Below are 16,574 nucleotides of genomic sequence, written 5' to 3' on the forward strand. Positions count from 1 at the left end.
GGTGCCGTAGGAGCAGGCAGCGGCCGGAACGATCAGGAGGCACACCCGATGACCGGAGGCATACGTACCCGCGGCGCCCGTGTCCTCCTGCCGCTCGGCGGGCTGCTCGCGCTGAGCGGCTGCGCGACCCTCGGCCTGGAGCATCCGCCGACCGCGACGTACTCCCTGCCGACGGTCGAGAAGCCCGCGGCCACCTCCAAGGCCCCGGCCGGCGATTCCGCGCTCACCGACGCCCAGGCGCAGGCCGCACTGGTCACCGAGTCCGACCTCGGCTCGCCGTGGGCGGTGGCGGGCGGCATCGCGACCTGGCGGGACGGCATGCTGAAGGCCAGGTCCGAGGTGGCCGACTGCCAGCGGCTGTTGGACGCGCTCTACTCCGACCAGGTCCTCGGTGCCCCCGCCCGCGTCGCCGTCGCCCTGGACGACCCCGGCACCGAGGCCCAGCTCCGCTACCAGATCGGCGCCCGCCGCCCCTCCGACGTGGACGCCGACCTGAAGTGGCTGAGCGAGATGCCGGCCAAGTGCGCCCGCTTCACCGCCACCACCCAGACCGGCTGGACCGAGGACATCCAGGTCTCCGACCTCCCCCTCCCCGAGGTCGGGGACAAACGCCAGGGCCTCCGCCTCACCCTCACCGCCACCGACCCCGAGAACCCCGACGCCGACGAACAGGACCTCACCCTCGAACTGGCCGCCGCCCGAGTGGGCGAGGACGCCTTCGCCCTCACCAACGGCGGCCCCGGCGACGTCCCGAACGACGCGACCCAGGCGGCGGTCCAGATCGGCGCGCTGCGCCTGGCGGACGTACGGCGGCAGGGGCGGGCGCAGGTCTAGAAGGGAGGGTCTAGAACGGCGAGCCCGCCGGTGCCGGGCCCAGCGTGGTCGTGCCCGGGGTCGTCCGGTGGCCCAGTCCCGTCCGGTAGGCGTCCAGGGCCGCTTCCGTGCGGCCCGTGCGGCGGAGGAGGTCGCCCAGGAGACGGCAGAGATCGGCCAAGTCGCCTGCCGCTCCCGCTCGTTCGAGGAAGCTCAGGGCGCGTACGTAGTGTTCTTCGGCGGAGTCCGTTTCCTCCGCCTCCTCCGCGATGATGCCGAGGAGGCGGTGGGCGGCGGCCGCGTGGACGGCGCCGCGTTCGGAGGAGAAGTCGCCGAGGACGCCGTCGAGGAGGGCGGCGGCCTCGGTGGGTCTGCCCCGGCGGTGCAGGACGTCGGCCAGCTCGACGGCGGCCTGGCTGCGGTACAGCGCGGCCCGGGTCTCGGCCAGCATCTCCAGCGCCTGCCGCAACTCGGTCTCAGCGCGCTCGAGTTCGCCCGCCTGGGCGTGGATGTAGCCGCGCATCCAGTGACAGTTGGCCAGCTCGGTGCGCAGCCGGAGCCGGCGGTAGAGCCCGGCCGCCTTGGCCAGGGAGGCGTCCGCCTCGGCGTGCCGGCCCTCGGCGAGCAGCGTACGGGCGACCGTGCGGTGCATCCGGGCGATCAGCGCGGGGTCGGCGGCGCGCGGGGCGAGCGCGAGGGCGAACTCGGCGGCCTGGGCGGCGCGGGCGTGGGCGCCCATGTCCATGTAGGGGCCGATGACGGCGGTGTAGAGGTGGAGCAGGGCGTCGGGGTCGTGCAGGCCGCCCCGGTTCAGTTCGTCGAGGGTGGACTCCAACAGGTAGATGGCGTACCGGAGTTCACCGGCCAGGTAGTGCGCCACGGCCCGGCCGCGTACGGCGGGCACCCGTACCGGGAGGGTCTCGCCGGACAGCCGTTCCTCCGCCTGCTCGAAGTGGCCGTGCGCCGCCTGGAGTTCACCGGTCTCCAGCGCGCACTCGCCAAGACCCAGCAGCGCGGCGGCCTGTTCGGGGACGAGACCGTGTTCCTCCGCCTCGGCCAGCAGGGCCGCGTACCGCTCGACGGCCTCCTCGGCCCGGCCGTCGGCGAGTACCCGCTGCGCCTCGGCGAGACGGAGTTGCAGGGCGGTGGCGAGCCCGGCGGGGCGGCCGGAGGCCAGCTCGTCGAAGGTGACGCCGAGCCGGTCCGCGATGTGCCGCAGGGTGTCGTCGGAGGCGCGCACCCGGCCCGCCTCCAGGGTGGAGATGTAGGCGGGGGTGTAGGCGGGCTCGGCCAACTGTCGCCGTGTCATACCGCGTTCGGCGCGCAGCCGTTGCACGCGCCGCCCGACCACCTCCGGCCCGTCCCGCTCCGGCATGCCCGCGCCTCCCCAACTCCCCTGGGTCCCCCTTGTCGTTGGGTTCCCGCAGCCCTAGGTTAAACGGCGGCTCAAGTCCGCTTGACCCGTCGCTGATGTTGCGAGGTAGCCGTGCCAGGTCGCACCCCCGCCCCCGTCGCACGCCCCCATGCACCCGCCCGCGCCCGGCTCCGCCCGGCGGACGCCGGCCCGTTCGCCAGAGGGGTCGCCGCGGCCGTCGTGGCCGTGGCCACCCTCGTGATCGCCGGCCACGCCTGCCCGGCCCGCGCGGCGGATGCCGCGCCGGTGGCCCGGCACGCCCAGCCCTGACAACCCCCGACAACCCCTCCGCGCAAGGGGGTTTCTCGCCCAACCCCGAGTAAAACCCACCCCAAGCCGAGCGGTGAATCCCCCCAAACCCCGCCAAGAGACCGGTTGTACGGGAGTGGAATATCTCACCGTCAACAGTTGACAGCGGACCCCGCCATTAGGGTGAGCGTCGATCCGGCCAGGCCCTTCGCGCATCGCGCACCGCCCGGCCGCTGAACGGGGATTCTTTTCGGTGGCCGGGGTCGGGGGGCCAGGGCGGAAGGGCACGGGGGATGACGGGTAGCAGCCTGCGCACGGAGGACACCGGGGCACCGGACACCACCGGCGAGACCGTGCGGCCGCCCGGGAGACGGGCGAAACGCGTCCTGCGCTGGACCGCCCTCGCGCTGGCCCTGCTCCTGCTCGGCACCGCCGCCGCCGGCTACCTCTACTACCAGCACCTCAACGGCAACCTCGCCAAGGCCCCGCTCAACCTCGGCGACAGCCCGAACCCCTCGGCCACCCCGGACGCGGCGGGCCGTACCCCGCTGAACATCCTGCTGATCGGCTCGGACAGCCGGAACACCGCCGACGACCTCGAACTCGGCGGCTCCAAGGGCGACGTGGGCCGCCCCCCGCTGGCGGACGTGCAGATGCTGCTGCACGTCTCGGCGGACCGGAACGACATGTCGGTGATCAGCCTGCCCCGCGACACCATGGTCCCGATCCCCCGCTGCACGGACCCCGTCACCAAGAAGGTCTACCCGGAGCTGAGCCTGGCGATGGCGAACGAGTCGCTGGGCCGGGGCGGCCCCGGCTGCACGGTCGCCACCTGGATGCGGCTCACCGGCATCCCCGTGGACCACTTCATGATGGTCGACTTCTCCGGCGTGGTCGCCATGGCCGACGCCATCGGCGGCGTACCGGTCTGCGTCGAGCAGAACGTCTACTCACACACCGCGAGCGGCCACGGCTCCGGCCTCAAGCTCAGGGCGGGCACCCACCCGGTCAAGGGCAAGCAGGCCCTCCAGTGGCTCCGTACCCGCTACGGCTTCGAGGACGGAACCGACGTCGGCCGTACCCACGCCCAGCACATGTACATGAACTCGATGGTCCGCCAGCTCCGCGCCGACGCCACCCTCGGCAACCCCGCCGAGATGCGACGCCTCGCGGAGGCGGCGACCAGCGCGCTCACCGTCGACGAGGGCCTCGGCACGGTCAAGAAGCTGTACGACCTCTCGATGGAGCTGCAGAAGGTGCCCACCGAGCGGATCACCATGACCACCCTGCCCACCACGCCGTGGTCGCAGGACCCCAACCGCCTGGTGCCCGCCGCCGGCGACGCCGACAAGCTCGTCTCCATGGTCCGCGACGACGTCCCGCTGGACGGCCGCGGCACCAAGGACCCCGGCCCGAAGGCCACGGACCCGGCGGCGCCCGCCGCCGAGATCACCGTCCGGGTCCGCAACGGCACCGGCGCGGGCCTGGAGTCCCCCGCCCCCGACCGCGCCGGGGCGGTCGCCGGCATCCTCCGCGGCGACGGCTTCACCCACACCATCTACGAGAAGACGGCCGCCGCCGAGCCCGGCACCTCCGTCCTGTACTCCGGCACCACCCTCAGGGGCGACGCCCTCGCGGTGGCCAAGGCGCTGAACATCCCCTCCGCCCGGGTCCGCGCGGTGGACGACGCCCAGGACATCACCCTCGTCGTCGGCGCCGACTGGCCCTCCGGCGACCGCTTCCCGGAACCGGCCAGGCGCGAGGTCCCCAAGTCGGCGGCCGTCCTGAGCGGTGACAGGACGGATGCCTGCATGAAGATCCAGGAGGGCTTCACCTGGTGATCACCGCGTGACGCTGTCAGCGGCATGACCTACTCTTTGCTCACTCGCCGCACGAGGCACACAGGTCACACACACCACAGGCGCACCGGGGATTCTCCGCGCCGTGCCGCCCGTACGGCTCCAACTCAGCATTCGTTCCGGGGGGTTCGAATCAGCGTGCGTATGCGCACCCGCTCCACCGCCACCGCTCTCGCGGTGCTCTTCAGCTCGGCGGCCCTCGCGGCCGCCCCCGCCCACGCCGACACGGTGCAGCCGCTGCCGGTCAGGTCGACCGGCTCGATCGTGGTCGACGGCGTCCACCAGCGGGTGTTCCTCAGCGACCCGTCCGGCGGCAAGATCGTCATCACCGACTACCGGGGCACGGTCGTCAAGCAGCTCACCGCCCTGCCCGGCGTGCTCGGCCTGGAACTCTCCGCCGACTCCGCCACCCTGTACGCGGCGGTCCCCGGCGGCACGGACGCGATCGTCGCCTTCGACACCGCGACCGCCACCGAGTCCACCCGCTACCCCGTGGGCGACATCGACCCCAAGTACCCGGCCGTCGCCGGTGACAAGCTGTGGTTCGGCTACGACTCCGACTCCACCGGCATCGGCGGCAACATCGGCTCCGTCGACCTCGCCGCGCCCGAGCACACCGTCGCCCTGGCCCAGGACCCGCAGAGCCCCTGGTTCGCCGCGCCCATGCTCGACGGCGCGGGCGGCACGCTGGTCGTCGGCATCCCGTCGCAGAGCCCGTCCGAACTGGGCGTGTACGACGTCTCGTCCGGCACCCCGGCCCGCACCGCGCACCGGACCATGGACGGCGGCAACACGCAGGACCTCGCCATCACGCCGGACGGCCGGCACGTGGTGGTGGCCAGCGCGTCCCCGAACAGCCACGCGGTCTACGACACGGCCGACCTGTCGGAGGACGGCACGTACCCCAGCAACGCCTACCCGAACGCGGTGGACATCGCCCCGGACGGCTCGGTGGCGGCGGGCATCGACGGCGCCTACGAGCCCGACGTGTACGTGTTCAAGCCGGGGCAGCGGACCACCGTCCGGGAGTACGACTTCGGGGCGAGCGACCAGCTCCTCGCGCCCGCCGGGCTCGCCTGGGCGCCGGACAGCTCACGCCTCTTCGCGGTCAGTCACGACTACGACGGCGCCTACCGGCTGCGCGTGCTGGAGGGCCCCACCAAGGCCGTCACCAAGGTCACCGCCGACGCCCCGGCCACCGCGCCCCGCGCCAAGAAGCTCACCGTCAAGGGCAAGGTCTCCGCCAAGGCCGCGCTCCCGGCCGGTACCCGGCTCAGCGTGACCCGCACCGACCTGGAGTCCCCCAAGGGCAAGGCGCTGCCCCAGGTCACCACGAAGGCCGACGGAAGCTACTCCTTCACCGACACCCCGCCGGCGGGCGGCAAGGTCACGTACAAGGTGTCCTACGCGGGCGACGCCGCCCACACCGCGGCCTCCGGCAGCGACAGCGCGACCGTCTCCCGGAGCAAGACGTCGCTGTCGCTGAACAACAACGGCAAGGTCTACTCCTACGGCAAGGACGTGAAGTTCACGGCCCACCTGGGGAAGACGTACAAGAACCGCACGGTGGAGATCTGGGCCGACCCCTACGGCGCCGACAAGCCGAACAAGCTGGTGAAGTCCGGCAAGGTCAACTCCCACGGCGACCTGGCCGTCACCCTCGACCTGCGCCGGGACACCAAGCTCACCGCGAAGTTCGCCGGTGACGCGCGCACCGCGACGGCGAGCGCCACCAGCACCGTCTGGACCCGCGTCAGCGTCTCCCTGACGGCCGCCAAGCAGTACAAGTCGGTGAGGACGTACGGCCAGACCTACGCCTACTTCCACAAGTCCACGGACCCGCGCTTCACCACCAAGATGCCCTACTACCAGGGCCGTTCGCACCGGCTGGAGATCCAGGTCTACTACCAGGGCACCTGGTACGACGCCGGGTCGGAGTACTTCAGGCTCGGCACCGACGGGGTCTCCGAGGTGCGGTACACCGGCGACCACGGCCAGGAGGTCGGCTACCGGCTCCGCGTGCGCTCGTCGTACATCAACGGCAGCTCCGGCGACAGCGTGAACTCCACGACCCACGGCTCCTGGAAGTACTTCCTGTTCACCAAGTGACGCTAGCCGTCCTGTAGTTGCTCCAGCCGGTCCCGCACGTCGTCCAGGGCGCCCTCCCGACGTCCTGGTACGCGGGCCCGCAACTCCGCGAGTTTGACTCCCAGTTCGCGGACCCGGTCCGCGTCCTCGATGCGGCCCCACTGATGGTGGGCCCGGTCCACCGCGGACTCCACGGCGGGGGCGTCGGGGGCGTGGCCGGAGGCGAGGCGGAAGCCGGCCACGCCGAGCCAGGCGCGGCAACTGCGCACCGGGTCGCCCGCGAACATCGCCAGGTCGGCGCGGACCTCCGCCCAGTGCAGGGCGTCCTCGGAGGCGGGGCCGTGCCGGCGTACCGCCGCCTCCTGGTGGCGGGCGGCCAGCCGGTCGGCGTCGGCGTGCCGTCCGGCCCGGACGGCCGCGCTCAGCGCGGCGTGCGGGTCGCCCTCGTCGTCGGGGGCGGTGAGCACCAGGTTGGACGGCAGCTCCGCCGCGATCCGGTCCAGCGCCCGCCGGTGCAGCTCCGCGACCGGCGGCCGGTGCCCGCCGCGCAGCAGCGCCGCCACCGCCCGCATGTACGTCGGCTCCGCGATCCGGCGCCAGCCGGGCGGCGGCGCGATCCGGCCGTGCACGACGGCCGTACGGCCCGAGTCCAGCGGGCGCTCGGCCAGATCGGCCCAGGTCTCGGCGTCCGCGTGCAGGTCCAGCAGCAGATGGGTGGTCCCGGCCGGGCGGAGCCGCAACTCGTCCTTGAGCCAGTGCCAGGGCAGCGCGGTGTACCGGGCGGTGGCCGGGGTGGTGCGGGCCAGCGCCAGGTGGGGGAGCCGCTGGCGCCGGTCCAGCAGCAGTTGCCCGGTGACGTACACCGTCAGCGGGCCGGACGCGGCGGCGGCCGCGCGCAGCCGGGTCAGCACGCCCTGCGGGTCGAGCGGGTCGGCGAGTTCGACCACGTTCGCGGTGTCGGTGCCCGCCAGCACGGACGGGGCGACGGCCCCCAGTACGGGCAGGACGGCCGCCGCGTCCACCAGGCGGCCGCGGCCCAGCGGCGCGGCCGCGAGCAGCAGCACGGTTCCGGGCATGGCGCCTCCCCCTGTTCGCCGGCCGGGTACGCCGGTCAGCCAGCACCGTAACCGCTGGACGCGAGGGCGCGCGGCTCAGGACGGCGAAGGTCGCCCGGTCGTGGCCGCGGGCGGGGGCTCGGACTGCGGCTCGGGGAGCCTGCGTACGGCGAAGACGGTGGTGTCGTCGCCGAGCCGGCCGCGGGTGTGCCGCAGCACCCCCTCGCGGACCAGGCGCACCAGCCGCCGGGGCGCGGCCCGGCCGGGGTCGGCGGCCACCGCCCGGACCACGTCGTTCAGCAGTGGGTAGAACTCGTCGGTGCGGTCGCGGGCCTCGGTCACGCCGTCCGTCACCATCAGCAGGGTCTCGTCCTCGTCCAGCCGCTCCCGGCAGGCGGGCGGCCCCGGCTCGGCGCCGGGCGCCGCGTCCCCCGTGAGGTCCCCGAAGCCGATCGGCAGCCGCTCCCCGCCGGGCAGCGGGCGCACTCCGCGCGGGCCCACGGCGAGCGGCGGCTCATGGCCGAAGTTGATCACCTCGACGGCGTCCCGGGCGTCCTTGGGGAAACCCAGCAGCAGCGCGGTGGCGAACCGGTCGCCGTCGTACCGGCCGAGCGCGGCGGTGTGCCCGCGGTGGCGGCACATCCGCACCTCCAGCCGGTCGGCGACGGTCCCCAGGTCGGCCTCGTGGTACGCCGCCTCTCGGAAGGTGCCCAGCAGCGCGGCGGCCGTCTCCACCGCGCCCAGGCCCTTGCCCTGCACGTCCCCGACAAGCACCCGGGTGCCGTGGGGGCCGGGCTGGATGTCGTAGAAGTCGCCACCGACCCGCGCGTCCATGTCGGCGGCCAGGTACACGCCCGCGTGCTCCAGACCGGCCCAGTTCGGCGGCAGCGGGCGCAGCACCGTCCGGCGGGTGGTCTCGGCGATGTCCCGCATGTGCAGGCCATGCCGCTCCCGGCGCGCCCGCACCACGGAGGCGATCACGGCGAGCGCGCCGCCGAGCGCGACCAGCACGAAGTCGGCGGTGCCGGCCCGGTACCGCTCGGGGAAGGCGGTGTCCACGGCGAGGTAGGTGACCAGCGACAGCAGGGCGAACGTGATGGTCGCGCCGACCCCGCAGATCGCGGCGGCGATGCTCGGCACCAGGATGATCCAGGAGACGACGCGGAACTTCTCGCTCGTCTGGAAGTCCACCGCCACGATGGCCGCCAGCAGCACCAGCGGGACCAGCCAGGACGTGCCCCGGCTGAGGATCCGCCGCCGCTCGCGCCGGTCCCGGTACTCCATCTCGGTCACGAGCCCCATCTCCGTCCCGAGACGCGAAGGTCGCGGCGGGCCGCCGTCCTCGGAAACCTCAGGGGAACACGGGCCGGTACCGGCCGCATCCGGGCCCCGTCACCCGCCCGGCCGAGTTGCCGGGCCGTCGCCGCAGGTGTGCCCTGGAAGCCGGGCCGTCACGTCGTGGCCCGAAGCGGCGAGTAAGGAGCGCTCTCATGGCTCACGCGGCACCCGCGCCCGGCGCGCGGCACCTGGGCGGTCGCAAGGACGCCCCGAAGGCGATCACCCCGCCCCCCGACATCTTCGACAACCGCGTCCACCGCATGGCCAGGATGGCGGTACCGGTGCTGCTGGCGCTGGTCTACGGCTACTGGGCGGCCGCCAACCGGCGCGGCGGCGGCCCCGTCACCGGCTGGAACCTGCTCTTCGGGTTCCTCACGGCCCTGGTCTTCGGGGTCGTGTTCTACGCCGTACTGACCATCGCGCCCCGGCTGCGGCGCGAGGTGCACGCGCTGCTGTGGGCGGTGTTCGTCGGCGTCTCCTTCGGCTTCCTCTACAACCAGGCGGGCGCCTCGCTGGTGCGGTCGGTGGGCATACCGCTGATCGTGGCGGCGGTGACGTTCGTCGTGTTCTTCTACCGCTTCTACACCCGCGAGGACGCGGTGGGACACCGGGTGAGCTGAGGGCGCCCGTCCCCCGAACGCACCCCCTCCGCTCGCGCCGCGGGCCCGGCGGGACTTGCCTGTAAGGCGTGCACCCCCGACTGAGGAGTGCCCTGTCGGCCGCGCTCATCGCCCTTGCCTGCCTCCTCGTGCCCTTCGGCGCACCGGCGGCCTGGGCGGCGTACACGCTCACCGACACGGGCCGGTACGTCACCACGATGGCCCCGCTCGCCGCCGACCCGGCCGTGCGGGACGCCGTCGCGGACACGGTCGGCGACGGCATCCTCCGCGAGGTCGACCAGCACGCGGACATGACGCCGGTACGCGGCTCGGTCGGCCCCTTCGTGCGGGACGCGGTGCGCTCCTTCACCCACACCCGCGCCTTCCGCCTCGCCTGGAACACCGGCAACCGGGTCACCCACGACGCGGTGCTGCGCGCGCTGCGCGAGGACGCCCCGGCGGGCGGCGTCCCGCGCGCGGTCACCGTCGACCTGGCCCCGGTGACCGCCGAGGTCAAGGCCCAGCTCGCCGAGGACCACATACCGCTCGCCGCCCGCATCCCGGTGCGCCACACCGAGGTCCCGGTGCTCCCGGCGGGGGAGCTGACCCGGTACCGCAAGGGATTCCACATGCTCGAAGTCGCCGGTCTGTGGCTGCCGGTGGCAGCCGTCCTGTTCGCCGCCGCCGGGATCGCCCTGGCCGTACGCCGCCGCCGCGCGGTCGTCGCCACCGCCCTCGGCACCGCCCTGGGCGGCGCCCTCCTCGGCCTGGCCCTCACCGCGGGCCGCGCCCTCACCCTCTCCGACCTCCCCGCCGACGTCCCCCACCCGGTCGCCGCCGCGGTCTACGACGCCCTGACCTCCGGCCTCCGTACGGTCTCCTGGCTCCTCCTCGGCCTCGGCCTGGTGGTGGCGCTGACGGCGTGGCTGACCCGCCGCCGCTCTGCCCGTCGCCGGGGGGAGGGAGGGGGGAAGTCCGCCGGGTCGCCTGCGCGGACCCGGGCGCGGGTCTGAGTACGGTCAACCTTTCCACCTGGCGGGCCGGTTGAGGGGCCCGGTGGGCACAGTGGACATAATGGGCGCATGTTCCGAGAGTTGCCCATCGGCCTCACCCCGCCCGACTGGCTGGTTCGGAACCTTCGGCCGCAGCCGGCGCCTGTCAACTGGGCCGCTGTCGCGCGGGCCGCCGTGGCGATGACGTTGCCGCTGGCGATCGGGCTCGCGGCCGGGCAGCCCGCGCTCGGGGCGCTCGCGTCGATGGGCGCGCTGAACGGGGTCATCGGTGACACCGCCGACGCGTACCGGATGCGGGTCATCACCATCGCCGTACCCCAGCTCACCGGCGCCGTCGGCGTCATCCTCGGGCAGCTCGTGTTCGGGCAGGGGTGGTACGCCGTCGCCGTGGTCACCGGGGTCGCGCTGGTGTCCGGGATGATCTCGACCATCGGCGCGGTGGCCTCCGTGTCGGGGCTGCTGCTCCTGCTCAACTGTGTGGTCGGCGCCGGGCTCCCGCTGCCCCACCCCTGGTGGCTGGCGCCGCTGCTGATGACCGGGGGCGGCCTGCTGGTGCTGGCCCTCGCCCTGCTGGCGTGGCCGCTGCGGGCCGGGGTGCCGGAGCGGGCGTCGGTGGCGAACGCCTACCGCCGGGTCGCCGACCTGCTGGACGGCACCTCCGACGACGACCGCTACATCGGCGCCCGCTTCGACGTCACCCGCTCGCTGAACCAGGCGTACGACCTGATCCTGGGCCACCGCGCCCGGCACCACGGCCGCAGCGAGGAACTCACCCGGCTGCTGGCCCGGTTGAACGCCATCACCCCGGTCGTCGAGGCCGCCCCCGCCGTCCACCTCACCGGCCGCCCGCTGCCCCCCGAAGTGCCCCGGACGGTACGGGAACTGGCCGACGCCGTCGAGACCGGCGACACGGCCGGCCTGCGCCTGCCGAAGCTCCCCCTCGCCCTCACCGAGACCGAACGCGCCGTCGACCACGCCCTCAGGCACACCGCCGAGGTCGTCACCTCCCCGTCGGTGGACCCGCGCGGCATCGACGAACGCACCGTCGCCCTGCACGTACGCATCGCCCGCACCGCCCGGGACGCGGTGCTGTCCGCGGGCTCCTGGCGCTACGGGCTCCGCCTCGCCGTCTGCATCGGCATCGCGCAGGCCCTCGTCTCCCTCGTCCCGGTCCCACGCTCGTACTGGGTCGCGCTGACCATCACCTTCGTCCTCAAGCCCGACTTCGGCTCGGTCTTCTCCCGCGCCCTGCTGCGCGCGCTGGGCACGGTGGCGGGGCTGGCGATCGCCGCGGCGGTCCTGGCAGAGGTGCCGATCGGCTGGTGGGACGTACCGGTGATGATGCTGCTCGCCCCGCTCGTCCCGGCGCTCACCCCGCGCGGCTACGGCTTCCAGACCGCCGCGATCACCCCGGTGATCCTGCTGCTCTCCGACATCCTCAACCACCAGGGCACCGGCCTGCTGCTGCCCCGCCTGCTGGACTCCCTGACGGGCTGCGGGATCGCCCTGGTCGCGGGGTACCTCCTGTGGCCGGAGAGCTGGCACACCCGCGTCGGCGACCGGCTCGCGGACGCGGTCGAGGACACGGCGGCGTACGTCCAGACGGCGTTCGGCGCCGACACCGACCCCGCCCGCCGCACCCGGATGCGGCGCCGCCTGTACCGCGATCTGTCCACCATCCGGACGGAATTCCAGCGCGCGCTCACCGAACCGCCGCCCACCGGACGGCGCGCCGCGGCATGGTGGCCGCTGGTGGTCGCCGTGGAGCGGATCGTCGACGCGACGACCGCGGCCCGCGTCCGCGTCCACCACGGCGCACCGCCCCCGTCCTCGGCCGAGGTCCACCAAGTGGTGCGCCAACTCGGTGAATTGGCGGAGGGGGTACGGGAGGCCGAGATCCTCACCGGCTTCCCCACCCACCTGACCGGCCCGGCGGGCAGCGTGCTGGAACCGGTACGACAAGAAGTGGCGGCCGCGAGAGCCATCGCCACACCGCACTGACGGGCCGCTAACCTAACGTGGCCGTCCTGGCCAGGGATCTACGGCGACAACTCACGCGAAGGGGTGCGCACATGGGCATTCTCACTCTCCTGCGGAACGCGTTCGGCCGAGGACGCAAAGGGCGTCCCGCCGAGGCGGAGAGTGCAGACCACCTCCCGACCCCCCGCCAGGAACACGACCTGGTAACAGACGCCTTCGACACCCCGAGGGTCCCTTCCCAGGGGGCTACGCGGGAGGACTCGGAGTCGCCGAAGGCGGATGCGGGGTCTGCACCGGAGACCGCGACGGAGTCGCCGGAGTCGGAAGCCGCGGCTGCACCGGAACCCGCGGCCACGGCGGAGACGCCGGAGTCGAAGACCGCGCCGGTGTCGGAGACACCGGCCACGGTGGAGTCGACGGAGGCGGAACCCGCCCCCGCGACGGCGGACCGTGAGGCGCAGGCCACAACTGCGCCGGAGGCCCTCGCCTCGAAAAAGTCGGCCGAAGCGGCTGCGTCGGAGACGGCAGCGCCGAAGGCCGAGACCGCGCCCGCGTCAAAGGCCCCCGCCCCGGTGGAGGCCGCGCCCGTATCGGAGACGCTGGACTCGGAGGAGTCGACGGAGGCGGAAGCCACCGCTGCGTCGGAGACCCCCGCCACGGCTGAGACGCCGGAAGCGGAGTCGCCGAAGGCGGAGACCGCGCCTACGGCGGAAGCCCCGGGCCCGGGGGAGCCGGTCACCCCGGAGCCCGAGGCGCCGCAGGCCGCTGCGGGGACCCCGGCGGACGCCCCGCAGAACACGGCGAAGGCCGAGCAGGCCGATGCTCCGGAGGAGAAGACGGCGGAGCCGGACCCCCTGGCCCCGGCCACGGAGGCCCCGGAGATCGAGCCCCTGATGATGGAGCCGGCCATCATCGACGCGGACCCGGAGGTCGTGGTCCCCCAGCAGCGCACCGAGCCCCTCCCGGAGGCCGAGGCGGAGCACGACCAGCCGGCCATCCCCGAGCAGTCAACGGAACCCCCCGCCGACACCTTGGCGGAGCCGGAGGCGGCGGAGCCGGAGGCGGCGGAGCCGGAGCCCACCCCGACCCCGGAAGCCGACACCGTCTCCGCGGCGAACGACAAGCAGGACGTCACCCCCGCCCCGGAAGCCGACGCCAAGCAGGACGACGCCCCGGCCTCCGAGGCCGACACCGACCAGGACTCCGCCTCCGCACCGAAGGTGGCCGCCGAGAGCACCTCCGCCCCGACGGCGAACGCTGACGCCGAGCCGAAGCCCACGCCGGAGGCCGAGGCCGAGCCCACCCCGGCCCCGAAGGCGGCGGCCGAAGCCAAGTCGAAGGCCACCCCCGCGCCGAAGGCGAAGGCCGAGCCCGACGCCAAGCCGGAGGCCGCCGAGGGCGCAGCCGAGGCCGAGACTCTCGCCGAGGCAACCCCCCTCACCCAGACCCCCTCCCTCACCACCGCCCACACCGCCGCAGCAGCAACCCTCACCAAAACCGACCTCACCGGCACCGCAGCGAAGCTCTACCTCGTACTGGACCGCTCCGCGAGCATGCGCCCGTACTACAAGGACGGCTCCGCCCAGGCCCTGGCCGACCAGACCCTCGCCCTCGCGGCCCACCTGGACAAGGACCCCCAGGTCCACGTGGTCTTCTTCTCCACCGAGGTCGACGGCACAGCCGACCTCACCCTCACCGAGGACCACGCCACCAAGATCGACGAAACGCACGCGGCCCTCGGCCGCATGGGCCGCACCAGCTACCACGCCGCCGTGGAAGCCGTACTCGCCCACCACGACAAGCACAACGCCCCCGAGGACAACGTCCTGGTCGTCTTCCAGACGGACGGCGCCCCCGACGCCAAGACCCCCGCCACCCAGGCCCTCACGAACGCCGCGAAGACCCACCCCAAGGTCTTCTTCTCGTTCGTCGCCTTCGGTGAGCCGGACAACAAGGCGTTCGACTACCTCCGCAAGCTGAAGACCGAGAACACGTCCTTCTTCCACGCGGGCCCCACCCCCCGCGAACTGACGGACACCGAGCTGTACGAGGGCGTACTCGCGGCCTGGCGCCCGTAATCCCCGTCCCACCCCCGATGCCGCCCGCGTCCCACCCCGTAAAACGGGAGGCGGGCGGCATACACACGTCGGCTACGATTTCAAGGTTCGTACCCGTAGCGACCTGGGAGCAGCCCCCGATGGCTCGACACCTCATCACCAGCGCCCTTCCGTACATCAACGGGATCAAGCACCTGGGCAACATGGTGGGGTCCATGCTCCCGGCGGACGTGTACTCCCGGTACCTCCGCCAGCGCGGCCACGACGTCCTGTACATCTGCGCGACCGACGAGCACGGCACCCCCGCCGAGCTGGCCGCGAAGGAGCGGGGCCTGCCGGTGGACGAGTTCTGCGCCCAGGCGCACGAGGCGCAGAAGGCGGTGTACGACGGCTTCGCGCTGGCCTTCGACTACTTCGGCCGCAGCTCCTCCGCCGAGAACCGCGACATCACCCAGCACTTCGCGCGGAAGCTGAACGAGAACGGCTTCATCGAGGAGCGGGCGATCCGCCAGGTCTACTCGCCGGCCGACGGCCGCTTCCTGCCGGACCGCTACGTGGAGGGCACCTGCCCGCACTGCGGCTACGACAAGGCCCGCGGCGACCAGTGCGAGAACTGCACCCGCGTGCTGGACCCGACCGACCTGATCGAGCCGCGCTCGGCGATCTCCGGCTCCACGGACCTGGAGGTCCGCGAGACCAAGCACCTCTTCCTGCTGCAGTCCAAGCTGCAGCACGAGGTCGAGGAGTGGGTGGCCCGGCACGAGCAGGACTGGCCGCAGCTCGCCTCCTCCATCGCCCGCAAGTGGCTGACGGAGGGCCTGCACGACCGCGCGATCACCCGTGACCTGGACTGGGGCGTGCCGGTCCCGGCCGACACCTGGCCGGAGCTGGCCGCCGAGGGCAAGGTCTTCTACGTCTGGTTCGACGCGCCGATCGAGTACATCGGCGCGACGAAGGAGTGGGCCGACCAGGACCCGGAGAACCGGGACTGGAAGTCGTGGTGGTACGAGGCGGACGACACCGTTCGCTACACGCAGTTCATGGCGAAGGACAACGTCCCGTTCCACACGGTGATGTTCCCGGCGACCGAGCTGGGTGTGCGCGAGCCGTGGAAGAAGGTCGACTACGTCAAGGCGTTCAACTGGCTGACGTACTACGGCGGCAAGTTCTCCACCTCGCAGAAGCGGGGCGTCTTCACCGACCAGGCCCTGGACATCCTGCCCGCGGACTACTGGCGCTACTTCCTGATCGCCAACGCCCCCGAGTCGGACGACTCGTCCTTCACCTGGGAGCACTTCACCGCCACGGTCAACAAGGACCTCGCCGACACCCTCGGCAACTTCGTCAACCGCGTCCTCTCCTTCTCCCGCAAGCGCTTCGGCGACGAGGTGCCCGCGGGCGGCGAGCCCGGTGAGGCGGAGACCCGCCTGGGCGAGGAGATCGCCACGCTGCTGGCGGAGTACGAGACCCACATGGACACGCTCCAGTTCCGCAAGGCGGCCTCCGCCCTGCGCGCCCTGTGGTCGGCCGGCAACTCCTACCTGGAGGAGAAGGCCCCCTGGCTGGAGATCAAGACCGCCAAGGACGCGGCAGCCCTGACCCTGCGCACCGCGATGAACCTGATCCACCTGTACGCGGTGGTCTCGGAGCCCTTCATCCCGGCGTCCTCGGCGGCGATGCGCGCGGCCTTCGACCTCCCGGACGACACGGCCGCCTGGACCACCCCGGAAGAGGCCCGCACCCTCACCACCCTCCAGCCGGGCGTCCCCTTCACCGTCCCCCCGGTCCTCTTCGCCAAGCTCACGGACGAGGACCTGGAGACCTACAAGGAGCGCTTCGGCGGCACGGACGCCTGACACACCCCCTCCTCACTGGCGCCGTCCCCTTCGGGGGACGGCGCCAGCCGCATGCCCGCCTCCCTGCGGGGCGCGCGGCTGGACCGTGCAGCGCACCCACCCCTTTGTCGTCGGACCGGACAACCTGCCTGCCGTCACCGACCGGCGCACCGCAGCCCGGACGATGTCCGCGAGCGGATCACCGCCTGCTCCGACCTGGCTCGCGTGAGCGGATGGCTCGACCGCGCCGGGACCGTCGAACGCGCCGAGGACC

Annotated in this window: 12 protein-coding genes; 9 read left to right on the plus strand and 3 right to left on the minus strand. The window is 73.2% G+C overall.

What is annotated here, in order from left to right; translation table 11 throughout:
* Positions 1–48 precede the first annotated feature (48 nt).
* Positions 49–834, plus strand: a complete 786-nt coding sequence (locus OG448_RS14520) for a hypothetical protein (protein WP_405554100.1) — start codon at positions 49–51, stop codon at positions 832–834.
* A 10-nt stretch (positions 835–844) separates the two neighbouring features.
* On the opposite strand, the gene OG448_RS14525 is transcribed toward OG448_RS14520, so the two are convergent.
* On the minus strand, positions 845–2,188 hold the full coding sequence (locus tag OG448_RS14525) for a tetratricopeptide repeat protein (protein WP_405554102.1): 1,344 nt from the start codon (positions 2,186–2,188) through the stop codon (positions 845–847).
* Positions 2,189–2,299: 111 nt separating this feature from the next.
* Here OG448_RS14525 and OG448_RS14530 point away from each other — a divergent pair, with 111 nt between their 5' ends.
* The 3 genes from OG448_RS14530 (at position 2,300) to OG448_RS14540 (ending at position 6,444) form a co-directional block, all read left to right on the plus strand.
* Positions 2,300–2,497 (plus strand): hypothetical protein, encoded by a 198-nt coding sequence (locus tag OG448_RS14530; protein ID WP_405554103.1) that lies wholly within the window; start codon positions 2,300–2,302, stop codon positions 2,495–2,497.
* 272 nt (positions 2,498–2,769) lie between these two features.
* Positions 2,770–4,317, plus strand: coding sequence for an LCP family protein (locus tag OG448_RS14535; RefSeq protein WP_405554105.1), 1,548 nt, complete (start codon positions 2,770–2,772; stop codon positions 4,315–4,317).
* Positions 4,318–4,479: 162 nt separating this feature from the next.
* Positions 4,480–6,444 (plus strand): YncE family protein, encoded by a 1,965-nt coding sequence (locus OG448_RS14540; RefSeq protein ID WP_405558805.1) that lies wholly within the window; start codon positions 4,480–4,482, stop codon positions 6,442–6,444.
* A 2-nt stretch (positions 6,445–6,446) separates the two neighbouring features.
* On the opposite strand, the gene OG448_RS14545 is transcribed toward OG448_RS14540, so the two are convergent.
* Complete coding sequence (locus tag OG448_RS14545; RefSeq protein ID WP_405554107.1) at positions 6,447–7,499, minus strand: hypothetical protein; 1,053 nt, start codon at positions 7,497–7,499, stop codon at positions 6,447–6,449.
* Between the two features lie 75 nt (positions 7,500–7,574).
* On the minus strand, positions 7,575–8,762 hold the full coding sequence (locus OG448_RS14550) for a PP2C family protein-serine/threonine phosphatase (RefSeq protein WP_405558807.1): 1,188 nt from the start codon (positions 8,760–8,762) through the stop codon (positions 7,575–7,577).
* A 206-nt stretch (positions 8,763–8,968) separates the two neighbouring features.
* On the opposite strand from OG448_RS14550, the gene OG448_RS14555 reads away from it, so the two are divergent.
* From OG448_RS14555 to metG, 5 genes are all read left to right on the plus strand, one after another.
* A complete protein-coding gene (locus tag OG448_RS14555) occupies positions 8,969–9,436 on the plus strand; it encodes a hypothetical protein (protein ID WP_405554109.1) in 468 nt (155 codons plus the stop codon).
* A gap of 68 nt (positions 9,437–9,504) precedes the next feature.
* A complete protein-coding gene (locus tag OG448_RS14560) occupies positions 9,505–10,428 on the plus strand; it encodes a hypothetical protein (protein ID WP_405554111.1) in 924 nt (307 codons plus the stop codon).
* Positions 10,429–10,497: 69 nt separating this feature from the next.
* The gene (locus tag OG448_RS14565) at positions 10,498–12,429 is read left to right on the plus strand and encodes an FUSC family protein (protein WP_405554112.1); all 1,932 of its coding nucleotides are present in this window, start codon (positions 10,498–10,500) and stop codon (positions 12,427–12,429) included.
* 365 nt (positions 12,430–12,794) lie between these two features.
* Positions 12,795–14,486 carry a VWA domain-containing protein gene (locus OG448_RS14570; RefSeq protein WP_405554113.1) on the plus strand — a complete coding sequence of 564 codons (1,692 nt, stop codon included), beginning with the start codon at positions 12,795–12,797 and terminating at the stop codon, positions 14,484–14,486.
* Positions 14,487–14,605: 119 nt separating this feature from the next.
* Positions 14,606–16,321, plus strand: coding sequence for a methionine--tRNA ligase (gene metG / locus OG448_RS14575; RefSeq protein WP_405554115.1), 1,716 nt, complete (start codon positions 14,606–14,608; stop codon positions 16,319–16,321).
* Positions 16,322–16,574 lie beyond the last annotated feature (253 nt).

It is taken from the genome of Streptomyces sp. NBC_01171 (genome assembly GCF_045039805.1).
GTDB lineage: Bacteria > Actinomycetota > Actinomycetes > Streptomycetales > Streptomycetaceae > Streptomyces.

Bases quoted from the DNA above. Each gene is read 5' to 3' on its own strand.
- OG448_RS14565 (WP_405554112.1), top strand. From the start codon at position 10,498: ATGTTCCGAGAGTTGCCCATCGGCCTCACCCCGCCCGACTGGCTGGTT.
- OG448_RS14545 (WP_405554107.1), bottom strand. From the start codon at position 7,499: ATGCCCGGAACCGTGCTGCTGCTCGCGGCCGCGCCGCTGGGCCGCGGC.
- OG448_RS14555 (WP_405554109.1), top strand. From the start codon at position 8,969: ATGGCTCACGCGGCACCCGCGCCCGGCGCGCGGCACCTGGGCGGTCGC.
- OG448_RS14540 (WP_405558805.1), top strand. From the start codon at position 4,480: ATGCGCACCCGCTCCACCGCCACCGCTCTCGCGGTGCTCTTCAGCTCG.
- OG448_RS14525 (WP_405554102.1), bottom strand. From the start codon at position 2,188: ATGCCGGAGCGGGACGGGCCGGAGGTGGTCGGGCGGCGCGTGCAACGG.
- OG448_RS14550 (WP_405558807.1), bottom strand. From the start codon at position 8,762: ATGGAGTACCGGGACCGGCGCGAGCGGCGGCGGATCCTCAGCCGGGGC.
- OG448_RS14520 (WP_405554100.1), top strand. From the start codon at position 49: ATGACCGGAGGCATACGTACCCGCGGCGCCCGTGTCCTCCTGCCGCTC.
- metG (WP_405554115.1), top strand. From the start codon at position 14,606: ATGGCTCGACACCTCATCACCAGCGCCCTTCCGTACATCAACGGGATC.
- OG448_RS14535 (WP_405554105.1), top strand. From the start codon at position 2,770: ATGACGGGTAGCAGCCTGCGCACGGAGGACACCGGGGCACCGGACACC.